The organism is Bradyrhizobium genosp. SA-4 str. CB756, assembly GCF_000473125.1.
In the GTDB taxonomy this organism is placed as follows: Bacteria; Pseudomonadota; Alphaproteobacteria; order Rhizobiales; family Xanthobacteraceae; genus Bradyrhizobium; species Bradyrhizobium arachidis.
Genome location: NZ_KI421499.1, coordinates 1,462,044 through 1,484,913, shown reverse-complemented (window position 1 = coordinate 1,484,913; position 22,870 = coordinate 1,462,044). Strand labels below are relative to the sequence as shown.

At 64.9% G+C, this 22,870-nt stretch carries 29 protein-coding genes; 14 read left to right on the top strand and 15 right to left on the bottom strand.

Annotation, left to right across the window (positions count from 1 at the left end; all coding sequences use genetic code 11):
- The first annotated feature begins 121 nt into the window (after positions 1–121).
- On the top strand, positions 122–2,986 hold the full coding sequence (gene gcvP, locus BRAGE_RS0107170; protein ID WP_027560270.1) for an aminomethyl-transferring glycine dehydrogenase: 2,865 nt from the start codon (positions 122–124) through the stop codon (positions 2,984–2,986).
- A 288-nt stretch (positions 2,987–3,274) separates the two neighbouring features.
- On the opposite strand, the gene recA is transcribed toward gcvP, so the two are convergent.
- On the bottom strand, positions 3,275–4,363 hold the full coding sequence (recA, locus tag BRAGE_RS0107165) for a recombinase RecA (RefSeq protein WP_027560271.1): 1,089 nt from the start codon (positions 4,361–4,363) through the stop codon (positions 3,275–3,277).
- 908 nt (positions 4,364–5,271) lie between these two features.
- Between recA and BRAGE_RS0107160 the strand changes: the two genes are divergently transcribed.
- Positions 5,272–5,463 (top strand): hypothetical protein, encoded by a 192-nt coding sequence (locus BRAGE_RS0107160; protein WP_027560272.1) that lies wholly within the window; start codon positions 5,272–5,274, stop codon positions 5,461–5,463.
- 112 nt (positions 5,464–5,575) lie between these two features.
- Here the strand turns inward: BRAGE_RS0107160 and BRAGE_RS54285 are convergent, their stop codons facing one another.
- Positions 5,576–5,728, bottom strand: a complete 153-nt coding sequence (locus BRAGE_RS54285) for a hypothetical protein (RefSeq protein ID WP_156950840.1) — start codon at positions 5,726–5,728, stop codon at positions 5,576–5,578.
- A gap of 339 nt (positions 5,729–6,067) precedes the next feature.
- Between BRAGE_RS54285 and BRAGE_RS55715 the strand changes: the two genes are divergently transcribed.
- Complete coding sequence (locus BRAGE_RS55715; RefSeq protein WP_035729454.1) at positions 6,068–6,235, top strand: hypothetical protein; 168 nt, start codon at positions 6,068–6,070, stop codon at positions 6,233–6,235.
- A 794-nt stretch (positions 6,236–7,029) separates the two neighbouring features.
- Here the strand turns inward: BRAGE_RS55715 and BRAGE_RS0107140 are convergent.
- A complete protein-coding gene (locus BRAGE_RS0107140; protein ID WP_027560273.1) occupies positions 7,030–7,287 on the bottom strand; it encodes a DUF2798 domain-containing protein in 258 nt (85 codons plus the stop codon).
- A 321-nt stretch (positions 7,288–7,608) separates the two neighbouring features.
- Here BRAGE_RS0107140 and BRAGE_RS0107135 point away from each other — a divergent pair, with 321 nt between their 5' ends.
- A complete protein-coding gene (locus BRAGE_RS0107135; RefSeq protein WP_027560274.1) occupies positions 7,609–7,797 on the top strand; it encodes a hypothetical protein in 189 nt (62 codons plus the stop codon).
- A gap of 151 nt (positions 7,798–7,948) precedes the next feature.
- Positions 7,949–8,182 carry a DUF6894 family protein gene (locus BRAGE_RS0107130; RefSeq protein ID WP_027560275.1) on the top strand — a complete coding sequence of 78 codons (234 nt, stop codon included), beginning with the start codon at positions 7,949–7,951 and terminating at the stop codon, positions 8,180–8,182.
- A gap of 9 nt (positions 8,183–8,191) precedes the next feature.
- Here BRAGE_RS0107130 and BRAGE_RS0107125 read toward each other — a convergent pair whose 3' ends face one another.
- Positions 8,192–8,446, bottom strand: a complete 255-nt coding sequence (locus BRAGE_RS0107125; RefSeq protein ID WP_027560276.1) for a hypothetical protein — start codon at positions 8,444–8,446, stop codon at positions 8,192–8,194.
- Positions 8,447–8,550: 104 nt separating this feature from the next.
- Positions 8,551–8,850, bottom strand: a complete 300-nt coding sequence (locus tag BRAGE_RS0107120; protein WP_027560277.1) for a hypothetical protein — start codon at positions 8,848–8,850, stop codon at positions 8,551–8,553.
- Between the two features lie 364 nt (positions 8,851–9,214).
- On the opposite strand from BRAGE_RS0107120, the gene BRAGE_RS0107115 reads away from it, so the two are divergent.
- The gene (locus BRAGE_RS0107115; protein WP_027560279.1) at positions 9,215–9,679 is read left to right on the top strand and encodes a PaaI family thioesterase; all 465 of its coding nucleotides are present in this window, start codon (positions 9,215–9,217) and stop codon (positions 9,677–9,679) included.
- A gap of 117 nt (positions 9,680–9,796) precedes the next feature.
- Here the strand turns inward: BRAGE_RS0107115 and BRAGE_RS0107110 are convergent, their stop codons facing one another.
- Complete coding sequence (locus tag BRAGE_RS0107110; protein WP_027560280.1) at positions 9,797–10,090, bottom strand: HdeA family protein; 294 nt, start codon at positions 10,088–10,090, stop codon at positions 9,797–9,799.
- A gap of 182 nt (positions 10,091–10,272) precedes the next feature.
- Here BRAGE_RS0107110 and BRAGE_RS0107105 point away from each other — a divergent pair, with 182 nt between their 5' ends.
- Positions 10,273–10,515 (top strand): PilZ domain-containing protein, encoded by a 243-nt coding sequence (locus tag BRAGE_RS0107105; protein WP_027560281.1) that lies wholly within the window; start codon positions 10,273–10,275, stop codon positions 10,513–10,515.
- A 44-nt stretch (positions 10,516–10,559) separates the two neighbouring features.
- Here the strand turns inward: BRAGE_RS0107105 and BRAGE_RS0107100 are convergent, their stop codons facing one another.
- The gene (locus BRAGE_RS0107100) at positions 10,560–12,599 is read right to left on the bottom strand and encodes a pyrroloquinoline quinone-dependent dehydrogenase (RefSeq protein ID WP_027560282.1); all 2,040 of its coding nucleotides are present in this window, start codon (positions 12,597–12,599) and stop codon (positions 10,560–10,562) included.
- 13 nt (positions 12,600–12,612) lie between these two features.
- Positions 12,613–12,843: a hypothetical protein gene (locus tag BRAGE_RS0107095; protein ID WP_027560283.1), complete on the bottom strand. Its 231-nt coding sequence runs from the start codon at positions 12,841–12,843 to the stop codon at positions 12,613–12,615.
- Between the two features lie 153 nt (positions 12,844–12,996).
- Here BRAGE_RS0107095 and BRAGE_RS0107090 point away from each other — a divergent pair, with 153 nt between their 5' ends.
- Both BRAGE_RS0107090 and BRAGE_RS0107085 read left to right on the top strand, forming a co-directional pair.
- Positions 12,997–13,401: a hypothetical protein gene (locus BRAGE_RS0107090; protein WP_027560284.1), complete on the top strand. Its 405-nt coding sequence runs from the start codon at positions 12,997–12,999 to the stop codon at positions 13,399–13,401.
- 104 nt (positions 13,402–13,505) lie between these two features.
- Positions 13,506–13,832, top strand: a complete 327-nt coding sequence (locus BRAGE_RS0107085) for a hypothetical protein (protein ID WP_027560285.1) — start codon at positions 13,506–13,508, stop codon at positions 13,830–13,832.
- A 57-nt stretch (positions 13,833–13,889) separates the two neighbouring features.
- Here the strand turns inward: BRAGE_RS0107085 and BRAGE_RS0107080 are convergent, their stop codons facing one another.
- Positions 13,890–14,357 (bottom strand): YeeE/YedE family protein, encoded by a 468-nt coding sequence (locus BRAGE_RS0107080; RefSeq protein ID WP_027560286.1) that lies wholly within the window; start codon positions 14,355–14,357, stop codon positions 13,890–13,892.
- 5 nt (positions 14,358–14,362) lie between these two features.
- Positions 14,363–14,791: a YeeE/YedE family protein gene (locus BRAGE_RS0107075; RefSeq protein WP_027560287.1), complete on the bottom strand. Its 429-nt coding sequence runs from the start codon at positions 14,789–14,791 to the stop codon at positions 14,363–14,365.
- 169 nt (positions 14,792–14,960) lie between these two features.
- Between BRAGE_RS0107075 and BRAGE_RS0107070 the strand changes: the two genes are divergently transcribed.
- Positions 14,961–16,130 carry a GNAT family N-acetyltransferase gene (locus tag BRAGE_RS0107070; RefSeq protein ID WP_027560288.1) on the top strand — a complete coding sequence of 390 codons (1,170 nt, stop codon included), beginning with the start codon at positions 14,961–14,963 and terminating at the stop codon, positions 16,128–16,130.
- A 5-nt stretch (positions 16,131–16,135) separates the two neighbouring features.
- Here BRAGE_RS0107070 and BRAGE_RS0107065 read toward each other — a convergent pair whose 3' ends face one another.
- Together BRAGE_RS0107065 and BRAGE_RS0107060 are read right to left on the bottom strand one after the other, a co-directional pair.
- The gene (locus tag BRAGE_RS0107065) at positions 16,136–16,801 is read right to left on the bottom strand and encodes a DsbA family oxidoreductase (RefSeq protein ID WP_027560289.1); all 666 of its coding nucleotides are present in this window, start codon (positions 16,799–16,801) and stop codon (positions 16,136–16,138) included.
- 81 nt (positions 16,802–16,882) lie between these two features.
- Positions 16,883–17,704, bottom strand: coding sequence for a helix-turn-helix domain-containing protein (locus tag BRAGE_RS0107060; RefSeq protein WP_027560290.1), 822 nt, complete (start codon positions 17,702–17,704; stop codon positions 16,883–16,885).
- Between the two features lie 101 nt (positions 17,705–17,805).
- Here BRAGE_RS0107060 and BRAGE_RS0107055 point away from each other — a divergent pair, with 101 nt between their 5' ends.
- Positions 17,806–18,036, top strand: coding sequence for a hypothetical protein (locus BRAGE_RS0107055; RefSeq protein ID WP_028146219.1), 231 nt, complete (start codon positions 17,806–17,808; stop codon positions 18,034–18,036).
- A 37-nt stretch (positions 18,037–18,073) separates the two neighbouring features.
- A complete protein-coding gene (locus tag BRAGE_RS0107050; RefSeq protein WP_027560292.1) occupies positions 18,074–18,472 on the top strand; it encodes a hypothetical protein in 399 nt (132 codons plus the stop codon).
- Between the two features lie 149 nt (positions 18,473–18,621).
- On the opposite strand, the gene BRAGE_RS0107045 is transcribed toward BRAGE_RS0107050, so the two are convergent.
- Positions 18,622–19,176 carry an SET domain-containing protein gene (locus BRAGE_RS0107045; RefSeq protein ID WP_027560293.1) on the bottom strand — a complete coding sequence of 185 codons (555 nt, stop codon included), beginning with the start codon at positions 19,174–19,176 and terminating at the stop codon, positions 18,622–18,624.
- Positions 19,177–19,335: 159 nt separating this feature from the next.
- On the opposite strand from BRAGE_RS0107045, the gene BRAGE_RS0107040 reads away from it, so the two are divergent.
- Positions 19,336–19,941, top strand: coding sequence for a hypothetical protein (locus BRAGE_RS0107040; protein WP_027560294.1), 606 nt, complete (start codon positions 19,336–19,338; stop codon positions 19,939–19,941).
- Positions 19,942–19,944: 3 nt separating this feature from the next.
- On the opposite strand, the gene BRAGE_RS0107035 is transcribed toward BRAGE_RS0107040, so the two are convergent.
- Both BRAGE_RS0107035 and BRAGE_RS0107030 read right to left on the bottom strand, forming a co-directional pair.
- Positions 19,945–20,559, bottom strand: coding sequence for a DUF6321 domain-containing protein (locus BRAGE_RS0107035; RefSeq protein WP_027560295.1), 615 nt, complete (start codon positions 20,557–20,559; stop codon positions 19,945–19,947).
- 45 nt (positions 20,560–20,604) lie between these two features.
- Positions 20,605–21,336, bottom strand: a complete 732-nt coding sequence (locus BRAGE_RS0107030; RefSeq protein WP_027560296.1) for a TetR/AcrR family transcriptional regulator — start codon at positions 21,334–21,336, stop codon at positions 20,605–20,607.
- Between the two features lie 106 nt (positions 21,337–21,442).
- Here BRAGE_RS0107030 and BRAGE_RS0107025 point away from each other — a divergent pair, with 106 nt between their 5' ends.
- On the top strand, positions 21,443–22,840 hold the full coding sequence (locus tag BRAGE_RS0107025; RefSeq protein ID WP_027560297.1) for a carotenoid oxygenase family protein: 1,398 nt from the start codon (positions 21,443–21,445) through the stop codon (positions 22,838–22,840).
- Positions 22,841–22,870 lie beyond the last annotated feature (30 nt).

The following is a 22,870-nucleotide window of genomic DNA, read 5'->3' as shown; positions in this document are numbered from 1 at the left end:
ATGCCCCGCGAAGGCGGGGCATCCAGTAAACGCAGCCGGTTCGGCTAGACCCGAGAGGCCGCGGCGTACTGGATCGCCCGCCTTCGCGGGCGATGACAGCAACTCCTAGCGAGGACCCATGATGACCGCGCACCGCAAATCCAACGGCGACACCGCCACCTTCGTTCGCCGCCACATCGGCCCCTCCGCACGCGACGTCACCGCCATGCTCGAAGCCGTCAGCGCCAAAAGCATCGATGCGCTGATGGGGGAGACGCTGCCGGCCTCGATCCGGCAGGCCGCCCCGCTCGATCTCGGCAAGCCGCTCAGCGAGACCGAGGCGATCGCACACATGACCGAGCTTGGCCGGCAGAACCAGGTCTTCACCTCGCTGATCGGCCAAGGCTATTCCGGCACGATCCTGCCCGCGGTGATCCAGCGCAACATCCTGGAGAATCCGGCCTGGTACACGGCTTACACGCCCTATCAGCCCGAGATCAGCCAGGGCCGGCTGGAGGCGCTGCTCAACTTCCAGACCATGATCTGCGACCTCACCGGGCTCGACGTCGCCAATGCCTCGCTGCTGGATGAGGCGACTGCCGCGGCCGAAGCCATGGCGCTCGCGGAGCGGCACTCGCAGGTCAAGGCCAAGGCCTTCTTCGTCGACAAGGACGTGCATCCGCAGACGCTGGCTGTGATGCGCACCCGCGCCGAGCCGCTCGGCTGGAATCTGGTCGTCGGCGATCCCCTCACCGACCTCGACAAGGCGGACGTGCTCGGCGCGCTGCTGCAATATCCGGGCTCCTCCGGCGCGGTGCGCGACCTCCGGCCCGCGATCGCAGCGCTGAAGGCCAAGGGCGCACTCGCGATCGTTGCCGCCGACCTGCTGGCGCTGACGCTGCTCGCCTCGCCCGGCGAGCTCGGGGCCGACATCGCTATCGGCTCGGCGCAGCGTTTTGGCGTGCCGATGGGCTATGGCGGACCGCACGCGGCCTATATGGCGGTGCGCGATGCGCTGAAGCGCTCGCTGCCCGGCCGTATCGTCGGCCTGTCGGTGGATTCGCGCGGGGCTCCCGCCTATCGCCTCGCGCTGCAGACCCGCGAGCAGCACATTCGCCGCGAGAAGGCGACCTCCAACATCTGCACCGCGCAGGTGCTGCTCGCCGTGATCGCCTCGATGTATGCGGTCTATCACGGCCCCGATGGCCTTTCGCAGATCGCGCGAAACGTGCATCGCCGCGCCGCCGTGCTCGCGGCGGGCCTGCGCAAGCTCGGCTTTGCGCTGCAATCAGAAAGCTTCTTCGACACGCTCAGCGTCGATGCCGGCGCCAAGCGCGCCGAGATCATCGCGCGCGCAGCGGCCGAGAAGATCAATCTCGGCGTCAGCGAGACCAATTTGCGCATCGCGCTCGACGAGACGACGACGCCGGCGACCGTGGAAGCCGTGTGGCGCGCCTTCGGCGGCCAGCTCTCCTACGCCGAGATCGACGCGACCACGCGCGAGGCGCTGCCGGAGGCGCTGAAGCGCACGACCGACTTCCTCACCCATCCCGTCTTCCACGCGCATCGCTCGGAGACCGAGATGCTGCGCTACATGCGCAAGCTCAGCGACCGCGACCTCGCGCTCGACCGCGCCATGATCCCGCTGGGATCCTGCACCATGAAGCTGAACGCGACCACCGAGATGATGCCGCTGACCTGGCCGGAATTCGGCTCGCTGCACCCGTTCGTGCCGCGCGAGCAGGCGGCCGGCTATCATGCGCTGTTCGCCCGGCTGGAGAAGTGGCTGTGCGACATCACCGGCTATGACGCGATCTCGCTCCAGCCCAATTCCGGTGCGCAGGGCGAATATGCCGGCCTGCTTGCGATCCGCGGCTATCACGCCGCACGCGGTGAGAGCCACCGCAAGATCTGCCTGATCCCCTCCTCCGCCCACGGCACCAACCCGGCATCGGCCGCGATGGTCGGCATGGACGTGGTGGTGGTCGCCTGCGAGAAGAACGGCGACGTCGACGTCAATGATCTCCGCGCCAAGGCGGAAAAGCATTCGAACGACCTCGCCGCTGTCATGATCACCTATCCGTCGACCCACGGCGTGTTCGAGGAGCACATCCGCGAGATCTGCGACATCGTGCACGGCCATGGCGGCCAGGTGTATCTGGACGGCGCCAACCTCAACGCGCAGGTCGGCCTTAGCAGGCCCGGCGATTACGGCGCGGACGTCAGCCATCTCAACCTGCACAAGACCTTCTGCATCCCGCATGGCGGCGGCGGCCCCGGCATGGGCCCGATCGGCGTGAAGGCGCATCTGGCGCCATTCCTGCCCGGCCATCCGGCGACGCAGGCGGATGCCCCGGTCGGCCCGGTCTCGGCCGCGCCGTTCGGCTCGGCCTCGATCCTGACCATCTCCTACATCTACATCCTGATGATGGGCGGCGACGGCCTGAAGCGCGCCACCGAGATCGCGATCCTCAATGCCAACTACATCGCAGCGCGCCTCGATCCGCACTTCCCGGTGCTCTACAAGAACGCGAGGGGCCGCGTCGCGCATGAGTGCATCGTCGATCCCCGTCCGCTGAAGACGACGAGCGGCGTCACCGTCGACGACATCGCAAAACGCCTGATCGACTACGGCTTCCACGCCCCGACCATGAGCTTCCCGGTGCCGGGCACGCTGATGATCGAGCCGACCGAATCGGAATCGAAGGCGGAGCTCGATCGCTTCTGCGACGCCATGATCGCGATCCGGAAAGAAATCGCCGAGGTCGAGGCCGGCCGCTTCAAGATCGAAGCATCGCCGCTGCGCCACGCCCCGCACACCGTGCACAACATCGCGGACGACGACTGGAAGCGCGCCTACACCCGCGCTGAGGGCTGCTTCCCCGACGGCGTCTCGCGTACTGACAAATACTGGTGCCCGGTCGGTCGCGTCGACAACGTCTATGGCGATCGCAACCTCGTGTGCTCGTGCCCGCCGGTGAGCGATTACGCGGAAGCCGCGGAGTAAGATGCAACGGAGGTTTCGTAGGGTGGGCAAAGCGCAAGCGTGCCCACCACCTTTCGGCACGTTGGAATATGGTGGGCACGGCGCTACGCGCCTTTGCCCACCCTACGGCTTTGAATGTGCCTCTAGGGCGCAACCAATGACCGGTTTTTCGCGATCCCATCGCAGAGCCGTTCGTTGGTGAGGTGCGTGCCACCCCACTGTCACGCCCAAAACGAAACGGGCACTGAAGACGTCGGCAACTCAACGTCCTCAGCGCCCGCTCCTCGCGAAAACTCTTCGCGTTAAGTCTTACTCCTCCGCCGGCTCCTCGCCGTCGGCGTCGCTCTCGGGCGTGCCGGCCAAAATCTGCTCGGAGATCAGGCCGGAGTTCTGGCGGATCGAGGTCTCGATCTTGGCGGTGATGTCGGGGTTGCCCTTCAAAAACGCCTTGGCGTTCTCGCGGCCCTGGCCGAGACGCTGGCTGTCATAGGAGAACCAGGCGCCCGACTTCTCGACGATGCCGGCCTTGACGCCGAGGTCGAGGATCTCGCCCATCTTGGAGACGCCCTCGCCGTACATGATGTCGAACTCGACCTGCTTGAAGGGCGGCGCCAGCTTGTTCTTCACCACCTTCACGCGCGTGGTGTTGCCGACCACTTCGTCGCGCTCCTTGATCGCGCCGATGCGACGGATGTCGAGACGGACGGAGGCATAGAACTTCAGCGCGTTACCGCCGGTCGTGGTTTCCGGCGAGCCGTACATCACACCGATCTTCATGCGGATCTGGTTGATGAAGATCACCATGGTGTTGGACTTGTTGATGGAGGCCGTCAGCTTGCGCAGCGCCTGGCTCATCAGACGTGCCTGCAGGCCCGGCAGCGCATCGCCCATCTCGCCTTCGAGCTCGGCCTTCGGCACCAGCGCCGCAACCGAATCGACCACCAGCACGTCCACCGCGCCCGAACGCACCAGCGTGTCGCAAATTTCCAGCGCCTGCTCGCCGGTGTCGGGCTGCGAGATCAGGAGCTCGTCGATGTTGACGCCCAGCTTGCGGGCATAGACCGGGTCGAGCGCGTGCTCGGCGTCGATGAAGGCGCAGATGCCGCCCTTCTTCTGTGCTTCCGCCACCGTGTGCAGCGCCAGCGTGGTCTTGCCCGAGGATTCCGGCCCGTAGATCTCGACGATGCGCCCCTTCGGCAGACCGCCGATGCCGAGCGCGATATCGAGCCCGAGCGAGCCGGAAGACACCGCCTCGATGTCCATGGAGCGGTCGCTCTTGCCGAGCTTCATCACCGATCCCTTGCCGAACTGGCGCTCGATCTGGGAGAGCGCGGCAGCCAGGGCTTTACTCTTGTCCATGGAAGATCCTTCGACGATACGCAGGGCAGTGGCGGACATTGGGTCGTGCTCCTTATGGCGAGGATTCGCGTGTGGGACAAACGATTGGGCGGCGGGTCGTCGATAAAAGTAATGTACCCTATCTGTTCTATGTTCGCAATATGTTCTTTTGCGAATTCGGGTGCTGTCCGTATTTGACCCCCGGTGTCCCAGTTTGTTCTAGCGAGTGTCCTAAGTTCAATTTTGAACCAATGCGGCCGGTGGTCGTTGAGGCCGCATCACCGGCTTCGGCTCTGCCCGTAGGCGTCGGTGGCTGAGAGACCGAGAGCGCTCCCGCCTGCTACCAGGGAGCGCCGCTATGCCGGACTATTCCCACCGAATCGCCGTTCAGACCGCTCTAATCGCCGCAGAAATCGAGCGAACCCAGCAGATTTGCAGACGCTCGATGGAACTGCTCCGGCTTCCGCTTCCGAGCACATTCCTTGGAAACAGACTCAATCCGCCGCCAGAAGAAGAGAATGAGGAGTAAGACCGCCTGAGTTGGAGACCTCTTTCAGTCCTCATCCAAATTGCGACGGGAACGTTCAGCGGTAGCCTTGTCGGCTTGGCGCGGGTGTCCCGTTAGATGACACAAAACCTTGGCATAGGTTGTGCAGACTAACCGTCACCGGGGAATTGCTCATTCCCACCCGGGGCTGGAAAGCCGCCGCCCGCGCTCGATTTAAGCGGGCGGCGTTTTTGCTTCGCCCGTGAAAACTTCCACTGTCCTAATTCGATTTGCCGGGTGTCCTGATAGGAGCGCACCGCAGATCGCGGCCTTTCGAGCCTCCTGAAGTTGAATTTTGAGGTGCCCTGCTCCTCTGGCTAAAGCGCCGGCCATCAAGCGGTGGGAGCTTGTATTTAAATGCTACAAATGGTAACGCTTACATGTGTAGCGCTACGAGACGTAGATAATCTCAGGAGGAGACATGAAGTCGATGATCAAGATCGCGCTCGCGCTGGCCGTGTTCGCCGGCTCGGCGGCGGCTTGCGCCCACGCATCGTGCGGTCCGATGTCGTCGGGCGCTCCGAAGGTCGGCATGAAAATCACGAAGCGGTGGCAGCTGCACGACGGTTGCCACAGCCGCTACGCGCAGATGCTGGGCAAGCCCTGCCACTAAAGCGCGATGAGATTTGGATGAATCGTCATCGCGCTTCAGGTTGTTGTTCACGCGTGATCTTTCCGGAAAAGTGCGAAGCGGTTTTCCGGCTCAAGGACGGCGAGAGGCCGCCTCAGCCGGCGGCCTCTTTGATTTTTCCCGGTCCGCCGCATCTGGTGCAGGGACGAAACTCGACCTTCTCACCAAGGTGCATCGGCTTCATGCCGCTTTCCCGGCCCGTCCCGTCGCATTCGGGGCAGTTGTGCTCGACATCCTTCTCGCTCATGTGCGCCTCTCGCTAAAGCATGATCCGGAAAAGTGCGTAGCGGATTTCCGAAAAGATCATGCGCAAACAACAAGCCAAAGCGCGATGATGACTCATCCTGATCTCATCGCGCTTTAGGGCATTCGAGCGGATCTCATCGCGAGGTTAGCCCGGCTCGCAACCCTTCTTTGGGCCTGACGGAAGATTCAATCTTGCCGTGCCCCCTCTTCCATTGAAGCTGATGCGCAGCAAAGACGCAGCCGCCGGCCGCCGTCATAAATCCGCAATCCTGCGGCACCGAACCTTTGCGCGGTTACCGGCTTTGTCGGGACGGGGCCGCTCTAACGGGGAAGCTCTGTCATGGCGGAAGACACGCACCACGATGCGGCGAGGCGCAATCATTTCCTCGAGGCGGCGCTCGAGGAGATGGCGAAGTTCGAGCGCAAGGAAAACGAGTTCCGCAAGAAGGACCGCGAGGAGCGCGCCGCCGAGCTGCGCCTGCCCGTGGGCGAGATCAAGGTCCATTAGGCCGCGCTCGGACCTGTTTGGACAGGCCCTGTTTGGCAACCGGCTTCGGAGCTGACCGGCCCTCCCGGCGCGGCTGATCGCGCGCGTATGCCCGCCGGGGGACCGCTTCGCATGCGGCGGCGAAACTGCACTAAAGGTATCTAAACACCTATCTTAAGTCATTGATTGCGCAGCGAAATTGCCCAGCGCCCTACTGTGCATGGGGTTGTTTTCAGCTTTTGAAAGCCGCCATCGTGCCGGGCCCGATGCCTCGGACCCGCTTTCCGCGCGCCTGACGCCGCCCTACAGCAGCATCAATAGCGCGATGCCGATCACCAGCACCACGAAGCCAGCCGCCGTCGCGGCGGCAAATGACCGCTCTACGTTATCCATGATGCCACCCCGTTCTCGGCGCGCCACGTTTCCCCCATGGCATCGTCGAAGCAGTGAATCTCGCCCGCGGGTGTGGCTCCAGTTGTGCGATCGGATGGCCAAATTGGGACCTGTGCGGGGCCAGTCTGCGGCCTCGTGCCGCGCAAGCTTTCGCTGCCTCCGTCAGGCGCCTGTAAGCCGACTCCCCTAGTTTCATTTCGCCCGGTGGACCAACACCGGGCCTCCATACCCAGTCGATGACCCCGCTCGGCCCCGAGCGGGGTTTTCTGTTTGCGGGGGCAACACCGGAGCGACCACGATCTGCCGACGTGTCAGGCTGCCGTAAGCTGAGGCCGCTAGGGTCATCGGGCTATGGTGTTGCAGCCCAGCACCTCAGCCTCCAATAACCTCTCACCCGCTTGGCTCTCCCCAAGCGGGTTTTTTCATGCCTGCCCGCCGGTTCGCGGGGCGGTCTCCTCCCGCGTCAGCCTTAGCGAGAAGGCGCGGATCGCGGGCGCGGCCACGAGCACGATCGGCAGCATCGCGGCCCATGCGACCAGCCACGACAGCGTCCAGTGCCGCAGGAAGAGCATTGCGCTTGTCGCCGGAAAGCTGGCGATCCCCGCCGCGATCAGCGAGGTCAGGCCGGACTGGATGACACCGAAGACGAAATGACTGTAGCGGCGGGGAATGCCGAGCATGAGTGCCTATGTCCTTGCTTGCTGCTGCCGTCATGAGGCGAAGCAAGGCACGTGCCGTGAGTCGCATAATAGATGCGCGCTACCGCGCGCTGGCGTCGATCAGTGTCGCGCGCGGAACTCTGTTCATGGTCGGAGAACCACGGAGTACCGGCGCTCGTGCAGGGTATCTTTCGGAATTCGATTTCGCTTGTTGCGGAGCGCGCGCGTTCTCGGGATAGCCGTGAACCCTCCGGGGCTTATCGTCAGATTTCGCTTGTCGCGGGAATATTAAGACGCCCAACATGTTTGGCATCTGATGAAGGTGAATCGTGGGAGGTGGCCATGAATCACAGGGGCGTCGAGTTCACCGTCGCCAAGACGGCAATCCCCGGGGTCTGGCAGTGGCAGTTCCGGATCGGCGAGCAGGTCAAGACCGGCAAGACCGAGACCAAGATCGATCTGCTGGCGATCCGGCGGGTGCAGCTGCGCATTGATCGGGAGCTGAAGGCGATCGGGCGCAAGACCGCTTGAGCAGGCAAGGCGGCGCGAGTCGTTCGCCCCACAGCATGCCATGCGGGGCCTATTCCGTAGCCGCCCGGAATTGATCTTGGGATGGTTTGGGACTGCACTGCGCGCCCATGGCCTTGGGGGCGGGGCCGTCACGCGTGATCGGTGCCAGCCAATGCCGCTTTACTTCTTTCGAATCCGGAACGGCCGTTATTCCGGCTGTGCGGACCAAGCGACGGAATTTGCCGATCGCGATTCGGCCTGGAGGGAGATGACCAGCGTCTGCGCCGATATGGCGGCCGGCATCGCCCGCAAGCTGCAGCAAGACTCCGAATGGCACATGGAGCTGCTCGACGAGGCCAAGGAGCCGGTGTTCCGGATCCGCATCGTCGCAGAAACCCTCGAATAGGGCCCGCTCCTAATCCGCGCTGGGCAGCCGCCGCATGGTGAATTCGATGTCGCCGCCGGGCAGCTCGCGCCAGGTCTCGACGGCGCTCATATAGCCGGCCTTGGGGTAGCGGGCGAAGAAGGCCTCCGCCCGCGCCCGTGCCGCCGGGCGCGGCAGGGTGAAGGTCTCGCGCAGATAGCCGTCGCCGGTGGTCGCGCCCGGCCTGCCACCGGTCTTGCGACGGCGCGCCATCCGCTCGGCGAGATCCCGCGGCCGGTCGGCCATGTCGGCCCTCCTCTACGCAATACTGACCGGCTCAATGTAGGAAGCGGGCCGCCTGAAGAGGAGTCCTGTTCCGGAGGCGTCATTGCGGCCTCCGACGGGGGCGATCAGTTGGCAGCGGTGCCGGTTTTGCTCTTCTTCGGCGCGCTGGTTGCGGCCGAGGCCTTCGGCGCCGCCGGCTGCTTCGGGGGATCGGAGCGCATGCCGCCCCAGGGATCACTGGACGACTTGGCGTCCGGAATCTTCTTCAGCGTTTCCTTGTAGGCCTTTTCACGCTCGGCATCCGCGGCCTTCTCCTCGGGGGTCTTGCCCGGGCCTTCCTGCAGCAGGTTGAGATTGGGCATTTGCGCGTAGGCCGGTCCCGCCACCACGGCCAGCAGCACCGCCGCCATACGGAAAAGCTTCATCACTCACTCCTCGATCATTCAATCAGGGGCGGATCAACCGCGCCTCGTCATCCCTGTCAACAGCCCGCTCGCGGCCGAATGGCGCGCTAGAGCCGGTCCGACCGGCAAGATTTCGGCGCGTTCAGCCAATCGTCCCAGATCGGGCCGCATCTGGTGCAGCCGTCCAGCACGAGGCCAAGCGCTATCAACGAAAACACGAGGACACACCGACGCAACATCGTCCACCCGCTCCCAAGCGAGCTATCATATCGGGCGAAGTCGGGCATTTTCAAGCCGACGGGCCAGCGCTGGACCGGGTGACTTTGCCGCGCCGATCCGCGCAGAATGGCCGAAACATCCGGCAACAATGGAGGACACGACAGCAATGCAAACGCAGCCAGAAGCCGGGTTCGGCATCGCTGATGCGAGACGCATCCTCGGCGAGGTCTTTGCGCCCTGGGTCCAGGATCTCAACCTCGCCGTCGAGCGCATCGAGCACATCCAGCCGGCGGACGCGCCGGACTGGCAGCCCGGCGCGCTGCTGCGCATGCCGTTCTCGGAGCGGCTGTGCCGCAACGGCGGCGTGGTCTGCGGCCAGGCGCTGATGGCGCTCGCCGACACCGCGATGGTGATCGCGAACCTCGCCGCCAATCGCGGCTACCGTCCGATGACGACGGTCGACCAGACCACGCATTTCATGCGCGCGGTCTCCTCCTCGGACGTGCTCGCAGACGCGCGCGTGGTGCGTCTCGGGCGCACCATGAGCTTTGGTCGCGTCACGCTGCTCTCGGCCGCCGACAACAAGCAGGTCGCGATGGTTTCGAGCGCCTTCGCGATGCTGCCGGGCTGAGCATCCGCCGAAAAAGAAGAGAGCCGCGAGAGCGCAAAAGCGCGCCGCGGCTCTCCATCACGTTCGCGTCCGCCGAAGCGCGATTGCATCCGCGCTACGGTCGGCACACTTCAAGAACTACTTGCCGAGGATCTCGTCGGCCGCGGTGACGACGCTGACGGTCGGATTCTTTCCGCAATAGGCACCGAACTTCTTGGCGTTCTCGATGAACACTTCGGTGTCGATGATCGCGTTGTCCTCGTCGCCCTTGTACCAGCCGTCCATCCAGGTCAGCACGACAGCGATGTTGTCCTCGCCGCTGTCGAGGAATTGCTTACAGGTCATGGTCGAGAGGTCCCACTTCACGGCGTGGGCGGGCATCGATGACAGCGAGAATGCTGCGGCGAACAAGATCGAAAGCGTGGTCTTCATCGGAATCTCCATCGGCGCGTAACGCCATAAAGGAAAGGCTTGTGAGGAAAGTCGGCGGAGTGAGTCACCGCTCCAACGTCGTAAACGAAGTCTGAAGCGCTGTGCAAGTAGCGCCAGTATTGAGTTTAGATCAACGCAATTTCTATGCACTATTTCACAATCGTCGTTATGGATTAATGCCGATGATCGAGAAACGTGCAGCGCAGCGTCACCGTGTTTTCAAGGGTGGGACGATCACCTTTGAAAACAGCGGTGTAGCGTGCACCGTGCGAAACATGTCCGAAGGCGGCGCGGCGATCGACCTCGATTCACCCGTCACACTGCCGCAATCATTCACGCTCTCGATCGCGCGCGACAATTTCGTGCGGAATTGCCGCCCCGTATGGCGCAGCGAGCGGCGCGTCGGCCTCGCTTTCGTACAATAATTCGCGCGATGTGAACGAGCGTTCGCATCGCATCCACATCGCGATTAAGAGGGCGTGATACGACGACGGCGTCGCCAGCGCAGAGCTGCGATCACAAGCGCGATGATCGCGAGAGCGATCGTCGTCGATGCCGCAACAAATCGTCCGCCCGGACGATCGATCGTGCGCGACCATAACGATGGCGCCTCGCCGGGCCGCGCCAGGCGAAACGCAACGACGCTGTCGCCGATCGAGGTGCCCGCTTCGGAATGGCCGCCGGCGCCGATCGCGACATATTGCTCGCCCTTCCAGAGATAGGTCATGGGATTGGCGACGCCGGGCACCCGCAGCCGGCCCTGCCAGAGCTCCCTGCCGCTGCGCGCATCGAAGGCACGCAGATAAGCATCCATCGCGCCGGTGAAGACGACACCGCCGGCGGTGACCGCGGGCCCGTTGAGGAGCGGCGCGCCCCAAGGCAGCGGCACGCCCAATGGCGCAAGATCCTCGGTGGTACCGACCGTCGAGCGCCAGAGGATTTTTCCGCCCATCAGATCGACCGCGACCATCTCGCCCCATGGCGGCTTGTTGCAGAGCATGCCGAGCGGCGACGTCACCATCGCACGTGACATCGCGAATGGCGCACCGCGCTGCTGGCCGAAATCATGTCCGGGCGGCGGATTGAATCCGGCCGCCTCAGCGCGCGGGATCAGCTTGATGAGATGCACGGCGCGGCTGGTGTTGACATAGAGGATCTGACCAGCCGGATCGAACGCCGCGCTGCCCCAGTTCACACCGCCGCCGGTGAATGGAAATTCCAGCGTACCCTGCACCGAAGGCGGCGTGAACAGTCCCTCGTTGCGCGCCTCTGCGAACTGCCGTTCGCAAGACGAGCGGCCCAGCCCGGGCAAGAGCGAGAGCGCATCATCGGTCGAGATCGTTTGCGACGTCAGCGGCGGAACATGCGTTGGGAACGGCTGCGTCGGCGACAATGCTTCGCCTTCGGCGCCGCCCTGCGGCACGGCGCGCTCCTCGACCGGCCAGACTGGCTTGCCGGTGTCGCGGTCGAGCACGAACACAAAGCCCTGCTTGGTCGGCTGGATCACGACGTCGCGCTGGCCCTCGCCGGTGTCGAGGCGCGCGAGCGTCGGCTGCGCCGCCAGATCGTAGTCCCAGACGTCGTGATGCACGGTCTGGAATGCCCATACGAGCTCGCCGGTCTCGATGCGCAGCGCAACCACCGAATTGGCGTGCTCGTTGTTGCCCGGCCGCTTGCCGCCCCAGAAGTCCGGCGACGGCGATGTCGTCGGCAGGAAAACCAGCCCGCGGGTTTCGTCGACCGACATCGGCGCCCAGACATTGGCATGGCCGGCTTCGATGCCGGCGCGCTGGAGCGGCTCGAAGGTCCAGCGCGCCTCGCCGCTCCGCGCATCGAACGCGCGCACCCTGCCGCTCGGCGCATCGATGCGGCTGTTGTCGGCGATCGCGGAGCCGACCACGACGACACCGCGGCCGACTGCCGGTGGCGAGGTGATCTGGAATTCGCCCGGCCAATCCAGCCGCATGCCGATATCGAGCTTGATCTCACCGCCCTTGCCAAAACCGGCGCAGGGAATGCCAGTCTTCGCATCGAGCGCGATCAGGCGGATATCGTTGGTGCCCATGAAGATACGCGATCGGCAGGCGGCATCCGGCGGCGCCTGATCGTCGATCCACCAGGTGACACCGCGGCAGACATAGCGATTGGCAGGACGCTGATTGGTCGCGATCTTCGGATCATAGCGCCATTTCTGCGCGCCCGTGCCGGGATCGAGTGCGATCACCTCGTTGAACGGCGTGCAGAAAATCAGGCTGCCCTCGACGAACAGCGGCGTCGCCTCGAATTTGGTTCGTCGCATCACCTCGGGCGCGCGCGCGGCGAGATCGCCGGTGTGATATTCGAAGGCGCGGATGAGCTGGCCGACATTGTCGGGCGTGATCTGTCGTAGCGGCGCGAAGCGCGAGCCACCGGCATCGCTGCCCCAGCTCTCCCAGGCCCCGCACGGCGGCGCGGCAAACAAGAGCGCAATGAGCGCGACGACGATATGCAGGCGGGTGCGCAAACGCATCGCCCGCCACGCTTTATTTCGGCTTCTTGGTGGGCTCGGTGGGGCGAGCCCCGCCCCACGGGTCATACTTTTCCTTGGGCTCCGGAATGCGCTCGAGCGCGGCCTTGTAGGCCTTCTCGTCGACCTTGGGCTTGTTGTCCGCTTTCTGGCCGCCTTCATTGGGCTGACCTCTGCCGCGCCCCTGCGCCTCGGCCGAGACAGCCGTCAGTGCCAGCACGGCGGCCGCAATGACCAAAATCCTCATTGGAGCAATCCCCCACCTCTGGGGGTACAAACTAGCCTGCAATCCCGTAATAGCCAATGCCGCGACATCGCGGCCTTCAGCAAATCTTGATCGACCGGGACTTCGCCGGATCGCATTCGTGCCTATCTCTTGGCCCGCGGGGGACCTCCAGGGATGTTGCGGATCATTGCTCATGCGGCGCTGCTCGCCGGCGCGCTCGCGCTCGGTGCCTGCGGCTTTGCCGACAGCCGGGCGCCCGTGCCCGAGTTCATGCGCATGAAGGAAGCCGAGGTGCCGCCGCCCGAGGCGCCCCCTGACGTCAAGCGCGTGGTGCGCGAGCAGATCGACGTGGTCTTCCTCAACACCTCCTATCCGCGCGAGGTGCATGTGGCCCCACCCCATCATCAGGTGCGAGGACCCGGCTGGACCGCCTGCGTCCGCGCACAGCTCACCTCGGCGACCGGCACGGCGCTCGGCATGCAGACCTACATTGTGACGATATCAAGTGGAAAGGTGGTCGATCGCCGGCGTGCCGAAACCGACGACACCTGCGGAACGGAAACCTACGAGCCCATCTAGGACCGACACGCATAGCGCAGTTCCGGGAAAAACCTGTAAATGGGCCGGAACGATCCCCGCCTCCCCTTCTTGTTACCGCCGAGGGCAGTATCGAGGAGGACGTGATGAGGACGTTTACGATTGCACTGCTGGCTGGCGTCGGAGCCCTGGCAGCGGCGAGCGGCGCAAAGGCCGCTGACATCTATACGACCAGCGAATACACCAACCCGGATCTGATCCAGGAAGTGCGGCTCGTCTGCGACGATGCCGGCAATTGCTATCGCACCCGTGGCGGCGCGCGCGTGATCGTGCGCGACTCCTACGCCCGGATGCCGCGTGAGCGCTATTATGAGCGCCGCGCCTATCGCGACTGGGATGACGGTCCGCGTGGCGGCGTCGGCATTCACACGCCGGGCGTCAGCGTGGGCGTCGGTGTCGGCGACCGCTGGTAATCGATGAAGCGATGAAGGGCGGGACCGGGCGAGACAGCTCGCCCGGTCCCGTCGATGTCAGGTCTCGAGCGGATCGGTCGGCGCGGCGACGCGCGCCGATGACGGAAGGTTCGCGATGAAGCGCGCGAGCATCATGCCAGCGCACATCGCAGCGACGAAGACGAAGGCCGACCGCGAACCGAATCCGAGCGCGGTGAGCGCCGGACCGGGACAGAAGCCTGCCAATCCCCAGCCGATGCCGAAGATCGCGGGACCAACAACAATCCTGGGGTCGATGTCCTTTCGCGTCGGAACGTAGAAGCGCTCGGCGAAGAACGGACGCGGAAGCTTCAGGACATGGCTGAAGCCGATGAAGGTCACTGCGACCGCACCGGCCATCACGAAGGCGAGGCTGGCGTCCCAAGTGCCCGCAGGGATGCCGCCGACGTCCAGGAAGTTCAGCACCTTCGCCGGGTTGGACATGCCGGAGATGATGAGGCCGAGGCCGAAGATCAGGCCGATCGCGAATTGAACGAGGATTGTCATCGTCGTCAGCTCCAGTGACGGATCACAAAGACGGTGGCGATGCCCGTCGCCATGAAGGTGATGGTCGCAACCAGCGAGCGCACCGACAGTCGCGACAGGCCGCAGACGCCATGGCCGGACGTGCAGCCGCTGCCCCACACCGAGCCGAAGCCCACGAGCAATCCGGCGATGACCAGCACCGGCGTTGTCGCGGCGATCGTTTGCGCCGGCAGGCGTCCGGTCACAAGCAGAACCAGCAGTGGCGCGGCGACGAGGCCTACGACGAAGGCGAGCCGGCCGGCGAGCTCGCGGTCCTCGTAAGGCGGAAATAGCCGCGCCGCGATGCCGCTGACCCCGGCGATCCGTCCCGTCGCCCACATCAGGAGCACGGCAGACAGACCGATCAACGCGCCGCCAACGAGCGAAGCAACCGGCGTGAAAGATGTCGCGATCATGATGATCCTCCGGAGCGAGAGCAATCGTTCATCCACCGATACGGCCGGCGATCGTCCGCCCGGATGCTGAACGGGGTGTTAATATTACCACTCGAATTGAAGCGGCGTCCCAACGGTATTTTCCAATCTTTGCGCTAAGCATGACCTCCTGAACGGGGAACGACGGGACGTGGTCGATATCGCGCACCAGGCTGCGATCAATCCGGCATCGGCAAGGCATGCCGCGGCCATGGGCGCGCGCGTCCCGCTCACTGCGATCGACCCCGGCCAATGGCGTGCGCTGGCGCAGCGCGCGGTCGAGCCGAACGGATATTATCTGCCCGCCTGGGAGCTCGCTGTCAGCGCAAGTGCGCGCGGCCGCACGGATGCCTCCGCGCTTGCCGCATATGATGGATCCTCAGTGCGGCTGACCGGGCTGATGCCGGTGATCTCGCTCTGGCGCGCCCTGAAGATCCCCCTGCCCGCGCTGGTGAGCGCGCATCCCTACGGCACGCTGTGCAGCCCGCTGATCGACCGCGACGCTCCGGTCGAGGCGGCCGCGCGCTTGTTGCAGCAGGCACGCGAGGCCGGCGCGCATGCGCTCGTGCTGAACGACGTCGCCCTCGACGGCGCGGCGATGAATTCACTCCAGCAAGTTCTCAACCGCGACGGCCTGAAGCCGCGCGTGCTCGGTTCCTACATCCGCGCCAGCCTCGACGCGACGCAGGATGGCGAGACGCTGCTGCGCGAGGCGCTCGGCACCAAAAAGCTCAAGGAGCTGCGCCGCCAGCGACATCGTCTCGAAGAGCATGGGCCCGTCGCATTCGAAGTCGCGCGCAATCCTGACGAGATCAGGCTCGCGCTCGAAACATTCTTGCAGCTTGAAGCCAGCGGCTGGAAAGGCAAGCGCGGCACTGCGCTAATCCAGGATGCGGGTGACGCAACCTTCATCCGCCGCGCCGTGCCGGCTCTGGCAGAAACCGCACAGTGCGAGATCGTCAGCTTGCGCGCCGGCACGACGCCGGTCGCCGCCGGCATCGTGCTACGTCACCGGGACCGCGCCTTCTTCTTCAAGCTCGGCATCGACGAGCGTTTTGCAAAATATTCGCCGGGCGTGCAGCTCACGCTCGACCTCACCCGCCATCTCTGCGCCGATCCGGCCATTGCGAGCGCGGATTCCACCGCGAGTGCCGACCATCCCATGATCAATCCGATCTGGCGCGGACGCTTCGCGATCGGCGACGTGCTGATCCCGCTGCGGCGGAACGATCCGGTTGTGGCGCTCATTCACGGAGCGCTCGCAGCGCACGGCGCCGCCTACGCGGCGGCGCGCCGGGCAGTTCACCTGCTCCGCAAATAGGCCAGTTACTCCGCCGCCTGCGCGTTGATCTCCTCCAACACCTGGCGGATGGCACGGGCGAGCAGGTTCGGATCCTGCGCGCCGGAGACGGCATATTTCTGCGCGAAGACGTAGGTCGGCACGCCGGAGATGCCCTTTTCGGCGGCCTCCTGCGCGTCGGCAGAAACGCGCGCAACGTCCTCGTCGGTGGCGAGGCGCTTGCGCACGTCGTCGGCGTCAAGGCCGATATCGGCGGCCGCCTGCACCAGCACGTTGACGTCGGTGAGATCGCCGCCGTCGCGGAAGTACAGCTCCATCAGGCGCTGCTTCATCTCGGGCGCCTTGCCGATCGCCTCGGCCCAGAGGATCAGGCGATGGCAATCGGTCGTGTTGGGCTGCCGCGCCACCAGCTCTGGCTTGTAGACGAGGCCCTCTTCGCTGGCAGCCGCGACGACGCGCCCGGCAATGCCCTTGTACGCTTCGACCGAGCCGAACTTCTGGGTGAGATAGGCCTCGCGGCTGATGCCCTCGCGCGGCACCCAGGGATTGAGGAAGAAGGGACGGAAATTGAGCTTGACGGGAACGTCGGGCACGAGCGCCAGCGCGCTCTCGATCCTGTGCTTGCCGATATAGCACCACGGGCACACCACGTCGGAGACGACGTCGATCTGGAGCGGTTTGAGCGTGCTCATGTCAGGCGCCTCCTTCGGGCGGTGCGAGTTCGCCCCAAGATAAGCCGAACACGCCCTGAGGCAAGGGCGCCGGATATAGCACTAGGACATGGCTGCGGCCATCTGCTTGAGCCGCTCGGCCGTGCGTTCATCCGCCGGGAAGAACGTCTCCAGCGCCAGCTCGGACAGGGTGATGTCCACGGGAGTGCCGAACACCATGGTGGTGGAGAAGAAACTTAGTATCTCTCCATCATGGCGCAGCTTGAAGGGGATCGCGACGGCGTCGCTGGACAACGGCGCCGAGCGCGCTGGAATGGGATAGCTCTTGAGGTCGTGATAGAGCTTGATCAGCTCGGGATCGGCGCTGGCCTCGCATTGACGGTGCAGCCGCTCGAGCAGATGCGCGCACCATTCCGCGAGATTGACGGTGCGCGGCGCCAGCCCCTCCGGGTGAAAGGCGAGCCGGAGCACGTTGAAGGGCTGGCCGAGCAGCCGCTCCGGGATGCCCTCGAGCAGCGGCGCGACCATGCGATTGGCGGAGACCAGGTTCCAGTGCCGATCATAGGCCAGCGCCGGATTGGGCTCATGCGCCTTGAGGACGAGGTCGATCGCCTGGCGGGCTGATTTCAAGGCGGGATCCTCCAGCGGGCGCTGCGGGAACGCGGGCGCGAAACCGGCCGCGACCAGCAGCACGTTGCGCTCGCGCAAGGGCACATCGAGACGCTCCGCGAGCCTGAGCACCATGTCGCGCGAGGGTGCGGCTCGTCCGGTCTCGACGAAGCTCAAATGCCGCGCCGAGATTTCGGCCTCGCCCGCCAGATCGAGCTGGCTCATCCGGCGGCGCTGCCGCCATTCGCGCAAATGATCGCCGATATGGACCGGCTGGCTGCGTTCGGCCTGTGCCGTGGATGCGTGTGCGTTCATGGTCGAAAACCTAGCATGCGGATTTCAGCCCTTCCATTACCCGCGAGGTAATCGAATTGGGGCGCGGGCGCGCGCATCTTGGGTCGCAACAGGAGATGACCATGATCGCGCTGCTGCTCTACCGAACCGTCGTGGACCACCTTCTTCCATGGGCGATCGCGCTCGCCACCCGCATGCTGGCGCGCAGCCTCAACATGCCGGAGCCGCTGGTGCATTCGACCGGCGACTATGTCGTCGCCCAGGTTGTCGCCTTCGAGCACGGCGTCGGCAGGAGCCTCTGCCCGTACCGCATCGCCCGCTTGCTTCGCGCCTGGTGGCGCGGACTGCGCTGAATTCCACCCCGAGCCCAACCAGCCAAGGAGACCTACGATGATCGACGCATCCACCTTCCTGCGCCGCGCCCTGCTCGCCGATGCCATCTTCAGCGGCATCGCCGCCCTCGGCTTCACCTTCGGCGCAGGCGCGTTTGCTTCGCTGTTCAACCTGCCCGAAGCGCTGCTGCGCGAGACCGGCCTGTTCCTGATCGCCTACACCGCTCTGGTCGGCTGGCTCGCCTCGCGCGCCTGCCTTGCAAAGCCGCTCGTGCTGCTGGTCGTGATCGGCAACGCAGCCTGGACGATCGCCAGCATCGCGCTGCTGCTTTCGGGCGCGGTGTCGCCGAACCTTGCCGGCGAGCTCATGATCGTGGCGCAGGCGGTCGCAACCGGCGTGTTCGCCGAGCTGCAATATGTGGGATTGCGGAAGAGCGGGAGTGTTGTGGCGGCGTAAGGCCACATCCGCGGCTGTCGGCGCCCGGCCTTGTGCGCAACTGTGCACTGGACCGGGGCGACCCAGTATTCCAGAGACGCCGCGGATACGGAGAAGCTGCGGCGTACTGGATGCCGCGCTTTCGCGGGGCATGACACCTCGGTTAAAGGCTATGCCCCCGCGCGGGCCTTGACGAACGCGTGACCGTTCAGCTTCTTCTTTTTGGCGCCCTTGACGCGCGCCTTCTTGGCCTTGGCTTCCGTGCGCGCCTTCACCTTGGCGCGTTCGACCCGCGCCTCGGCACGCAGCTTCTTGCGCTTGTTCTCGCAGGAGGCGCATTTGCAGCCGATCGGCTTCAGATACGCCTTGAAATAGTCGGTACCGTAATCGTAGTTGATCTCGTCGCCGGGCTCGATGTTCTTGATGGCGCGGATGAACACCTTGCGCTCGCGCGGGCGGACATCCGACTCCGCGTTGGGCCGGCAGGAATGGTTGATGTAGCGTGCGAGATTCTTGCGCACTGAGCCGTCGATGGTCCAGCGGCCGTTGAGCTCGAACAGATATTTGTTCTCGATCTCGTCATGCGCGGGAATGCGCGAGTCCAGGATCGGCCCGAAATAGCGGATAATCCGGGTGCCCTTCTTGATCGGCATGGTGGCGAAGAGGCCAAGGCCGGTCTTGGAACGGCCGACGCGATAAGCTTTGCTGGAAGCGATGGCTGGCATGATCGAATGAGTGACGCGAACGAGATGCGGCAAGCGCGGGCGGAAGCCGCCCTTCTAGAACGATTCCGCGCCGCTGTCAGGTCTATCGCGCCGTTGTTTGAACCTTGCCCACAATGAAGACGTCTGATGGAAAGGTTCCCGCGACTTGAAGGTGTCATCATGAACCGTATGACCCGCACCGGCTTGGCCGTCCTGATCAGCTGCATCGGCCTCAATAGCGCAGTCGCCCAATCCATGGGCAGCTCCTACACGTCGACAGCGCCAAAGGACTGCCGTCAGGTCGGCAAACCCAGCGAGCTCGACGGCAGCACGACGCGAGTCTGCCCGGGCAAGGGCGGCCTGATCGTGCTGATCGACGAGGACGATCTGCGCGAGATCGTCTCGGTCGGCCGCAGCCGCAAGGTCGCTGCAGAGGAACCGGCGGCACAGACCTGGTTCGCCTCGTTCAATTCATCCGAGACCACCGTCGAATGGCGGACTGCGGGCGCAAAGCCGTTTGCGATCATCCAGCGCTGGCACATCGCCGACAACAACGATCCCGACAAGAAGGGACGGCCGAACACCAAAGCCCTGCTGGTCGTGACGCGGCTGCCGCCGGGCCCGGTCTGCCATGTCGCCTATGTCGATGCAGTCGCCAACCCCGACGCCAACAAGCTTGCGCGCAAGGCCGCCGACGATTTCGCCCGCAGCTTCACTTGCGGCAAGGACGAGGTGAAGATCATCGGCAATCGCGGCCGCGCTGTCGAGCTCGCAACGATGCGCTAGGCACTACCCCCTGGCCTTGGCGCGGCGATAGCGCGCCAGCAGACGCTCGCCCTTTGCCGCGATGCGCCGTGCCGCCGCAACCGTCCTCGGGACGGGCTCGCCCCAGGCATGCGCCGAGAGCGCGTGACGGGTCGGCTTCCCGTTTTCATCGACGAGAGGCGGCAGCTTCGCGCGGCCGTAGAAGCGAACTGCCCAGCTGCCCTTGCGCCGCATCTCCTGCGGCGTCATCTCGGACTCCTTCTTGGTGACGCCGGGCCGCAAGTGAGCGCCCTGCTTGCGCGCAAAAGCTTTGCGGCCGGCTGCGGTCAGGCCGCCGCGCGGATCCTTTCCCCGCGCCGGTGACTTGCGCTTGCGCGAGGACTTTGCCGTCTTCTTCGCGGTGCGCTTGCGGCTCTTCTTCGTTGATCTTTTCTTCGCTGACGTCTTTGCCTTCGAGGATTTGGAAGTCTTCTTCGCTGCCATGCGCATGTTGTCCACGAGGTTGGGATAGCGGCGGCCGGCGCGGCGGGCGCGCGTCTTCGCCGCCGATTTCTGCGCGGGCGTGAGGTGCTTGGATGCCTTGCCCGCGCGCTTGCGCGGATTGGGGCGTTTCCAGGGAGCGCGCGGTGATCTTGCCATGCGGCGTCAACGCCTGACCACGGCAAGGGTTGCCTCGGCCGTCGATCAGGGCCCTGGCAGCTTGCCCGTGATGGGCGCGGTCAGCATTGCCTCGAGCAGCCGTTCGGCCGTCGTGCCCTCGGGCAGACGCTCCAGAATGTCCTCGAGGCGCCCGTCGAGCAGCAGCATGGTGAAGCCGTGCACCATCGACCAGGCGCGCGCGATCGCCGCGCCCTGGTTCAACGTCAGCGCATCGCCGCTGATCTGCTCCTGGCGCATCGCGCCGATGGCATTGGCAAGTCCGGCAAACGAAGCCTCAGCCGCCTCTTGCAACGACGGTCTGGAATAATCGAGCCGCTCGGTCCGGAACATGATGCCGTACATGCCGGGATGCGCCTGCGCATAGGCGACATAGGCCTTCGGACGCGCCAGCGCGCGCTCGAGCGGCGTGGCGGCGGCCTCGCAGGACGAGGCCATCGCCGCGTTGAACTGGCGGAAGCCGACGGCCGCGAGCTCGCTGACGAGACCGGTGAGATCGCCGAAATGATGCGTCGGCGCGGCATGCGAGACGCCGGCCTCGCGCGCCACCGCCCGCAACGTCAGGCCGCCAAGCCCGTCGCGCTCCAGCACCCGTTCGGCGGCCTGGAGCAGCGCCTCGCGCAGGGCGCCGTGATGATAGGGCGTATCGGTCTTCGCACTCGCTGGGCGGCGCGCCGGGCGCGACGCCGCGGTCGACGTTGTTCGTCCGGGGGCACGTGGGTGACGCGCTGTTTCGCCCTTGGTGTCGCTCTTGGCCATTTGCAAGCTATATGACGCAATATTTACAGTGTAAAGATTTCACTTGACGGAAGCCGCGATCGGCCCTATCGAATCTTGACGATGTAAAGATATGGAGGGCAACGCCGTGCAGCAGGACGCTATCGCCGAGCGCCGCCATAACCTCGGCCCGATTCCATTCGAGGCCGACGCGCCCTTCCTCAAGATCGTCGGCGAATTGCCGCGCGAGCTGAACGGCACGCTCTATCGCAACGGGCCCAATCCGCAGTTCGATTCCCCCGGTGCGCACTGGTTCGTCGGCGACGGCATGCTGCATGCCTTTCATCTGGAGAACGGCCGCGCCAGCTATCGCAACCGCTGGGTCCGCACGCCGAAATGGCTCGCCGAGCATGATGCCGGCCGTGCGCTGTTCGGCGGCTTCGGCCGCAAGCTGCCGGATGCCCCGGCAAACCTCACTGACGGCGGCGTCGCCAACACCAACATCATCTTCCATGCCGGCAAGCTGCTTGCGCTGGAAGAAGCGCATCTGCCGACCGAGATCGAGCCGGGCACGCTCGCGACACGCGGCTATCACAACTACCAGGGCCGCGTCGCCGGCAGTTTCACCGCGCATCCGAAGGTCGATCCCGTCACAGGCGAGCTCGTGTTCTTCGGCTACAACGCCGCGGGGCCGCTGACGCCTGCCCTCTCCTACGGATCGATCGATCCCTCCGGCAAGGCAACGCGCTTTGAACGTTTCGAGGCGCCCTATGCCAGCATGGTGCACGACTTCATCGTCACCGCGAACCATGTGTTGTTTCCGATCCTGCCCATCACCGGCAGCATGGAGCGCGCGATGAGCGGACGGCCGCCTTATGCCTGGGAGCCGGACAAGGGCGCCTATGTCGGCGTGATGAAGCGCAGCGGCACGGCGAAGGACATCGTCTGGTTCCGGGCTGAAGCCTGCTACGTCTTCCACGTCATGAACGCGTGGGAGGAGGAGAACCGCATCATCGCCGACGTCATGCAGTTCGAGGAAGCGCCGCTGTTTCCGCATCCCGACGGACGGCCGACCGATCCGGAGAAATCGCGCGCCCGACACTGCCGCTGGACGTTCGATCTCTCAGGGAATACCGACCGCTTCCAGCAGACATATCTGGACGATCTCACCGGCGAATTCCCGCGCATCGACGATCGCCGCGCCGGGTTGAAGAGCCGTCACGGCTGGTACGCCTGCGCCAATCCAAAACTGCCGATGTTCGGCGCGCTCTCGGGCATCGTCCATGTTGACGGCAACGGCCGGCGGCTCGGCCATTATCTGCTGCCCACCGGCGATACCATCTCCGAGCCGGTGTTCGTCGAACGCTCGCAAGATGCGCCCGAGGGCGACGGCTGGCTGCTCGCCGTGGTCTGGCGCGCGCGGGAGAACCGCAGCGACCTCGCGGTGTTCAACGCCTCCGATATCGAGGTCGGGCCCGTCGCACTGGTGCAGCTCGGCCACCGCGTGCCCGATGGCTTTCACGGCAACTGGGTGGGAGCGGCGTAGCGCCCGGTCATTCCGGGCGCGACGAAGTTG

Bases quoted from the DNA above. Each gene is read 5' to 3' on its own strand.
- BRAGE_RS0107050 (WP_027560292.1), top strand. From the start codon at position 18,074: ATGATCGACGCATCCACCTTCCTGCGCCGCGCCCTGCTCGCCGATGCC.
- BRAGE_RS0107115 (WP_027560279.1), top strand. From the start codon at position 9,215: ATGCAAACGCAGCCAGAAGCCGGGTTCGGCATCGCTGATGCGAGACGC.
- BRAGE_RS0107065 (WP_027560289.1), bottom strand. From the start codon at position 16,801: ATGAGCACGCTCAAACCGCTCCAGATCGACGTCGTCTCCGACGTGGTG.
- BRAGE_RS0107120 (WP_027560277.1), bottom strand. From the start codon at position 8,850: ATGAAGCTTTTCCGTATGGCGGCGGTGCTGCTGGCCGTGGTGGCGGGA.
- BRAGE_RS0107055 (WP_028146219.1), top strand. From the start codon at position 17,806: ATGATCGCGCTGCTGCTCTACCGAACCGTCGTGGACCACCTTCTTCCA.
- BRAGE_RS0107140 (WP_027560273.1), bottom strand. From the start codon at position 7,287: ATGCTCGGCATTCCCCGCCGCTACAGTCATTTCGTCTTCGGTGTCATC.
- BRAGE_RS0107125 (WP_027560276.1), bottom strand. From the start codon at position 8,446: ATGGCCGACCGGCCGCGGGATCTCGCCGAGCGGATGGCGCGCCGTCGC.
- gcvP (WP_027560270.1), top strand. From the start codon at position 122: ATGACCGCGCACCGCAAATCCAACGGCGACACCGCCACCTTCGTTCGC.
- BRAGE_RS0107045 (WP_027560293.1), bottom strand. From the start codon at position 19,176: ATGCCAGCCATCGCTTCCAGCAAAGCTTATCGCGTCGGCCGTTCCAAG.
- recA (WP_027560271.1), bottom strand. From the start codon at position 4,363: ATGTCCGCCACTGCCCTGCGTATCGTCGAAGGATCTTCCATGGACAAG.
- BRAGE_RS55715 (WP_035729454.1), top strand. From the start codon at position 6,068: ATGGCGGAAGACACGCACCACGATGCGGCGAGGCGCAATCATTTCCTC.
- BRAGE_RS0107030 (WP_027560296.1), bottom strand. From the start codon at position 21,336: ATGGCCAAGAGCGACACCAAGGGCGAAACAGCGCGTCACCCACGTGCC.
- BRAGE_RS0107110 (WP_027560280.1), bottom strand. From the start codon at position 10,090: ATGAAGACCACGCTTTCGATCTTGTTCGCCGCAGCATTCTCGCTGTCA.
- BRAGE_RS0107135 (WP_027560274.1), top strand. From the start codon at position 7,609: ATGAATCACAGGGGCGTCGAGTTCACCGTCGCCAAGACGGCAATCCCC.
- BRAGE_RS54285 (WP_156950840.1), bottom strand. From the start codon at position 5,728: ATGAGCGAGAAGGATGTCGAGCACAACTGCCCCGAATGCGACGGGACG.
- BRAGE_RS0107160 (WP_027560272.1), top strand. From the start codon at position 5,272: ATGAAGTCGATGATCAAGATCGCGCTCGCGCTGGCCGTGTTCGCCGGC.
- BRAGE_RS0107080 (WP_027560286.1), bottom strand. From the start codon at position 14,357: ATGACAATCCTCGTTCAATTCGCGATCGGCCTGATCTTCGGCCTCGGC.
- BRAGE_RS0107060 (WP_027560290.1), bottom strand. From the start codon at position 17,704: ATGAACGCACACGCATCCACGGCACAGGCCGAACGCAGCCAGCCGGTC.
- BRAGE_RS0107090 (WP_027560284.1), top strand. From the start codon at position 12,997: ATGTTGCGGATCATTGCTCATGCGGCGCTGCTCGCCGGCGCGCTCGCG.
- BRAGE_RS0107105 (WP_027560281.1), top strand. From the start codon at position 10,273: ATGATCGAGAAACGTGCAGCGCAGCGTCACCGTGTTTTCAAGGGTGGG.
- BRAGE_RS0107085 (WP_027560285.1), top strand. From the start codon at position 13,506: ATGAGGACGTTTACGATTGCACTGCTGGCTGGCGTCGGAGCCCTGGCA.
- BRAGE_RS0107095 (WP_027560283.1), bottom strand. From the start codon at position 12,843: ATGAGGATTTTGGTCATTGCGGCCGCCGTGCTGGCACTGACGGCTGTC.
- BRAGE_RS0107100 (WP_027560282.1), bottom strand. From the start codon at position 12,599: ATGCGTTTGCGCACCCGCCTGCATATCGTCGTCGCGCTCATTGCGCTC.
- BRAGE_RS0107075 (WP_027560287.1), bottom strand. From the start codon at position 14,791: ATGATCGCGACATCTTTCACGCCGGTTGCTTCGCTCGTTGGCGGCGCG.
- BRAGE_RS0107130 (WP_027560275.1), top strand. From the start codon at position 7,949: ATGCCGCTTTACTTCTTTCGAATCCGGAACGGCCGTTATTCCGGCTGT.
- BRAGE_RS0107035 (WP_027560295.1), bottom strand. From the start codon at position 20,559: ATGGCAAGATCACCGCGCGCTCCCTGGAAACGCCCCAATCCGCGCAAG.
- BRAGE_RS0107040 (WP_027560294.1), top strand. From the start codon at position 19,336: ATGAACCGTATGACCCGCACCGGCTTGGCCGTCCTGATCAGCTGCATC.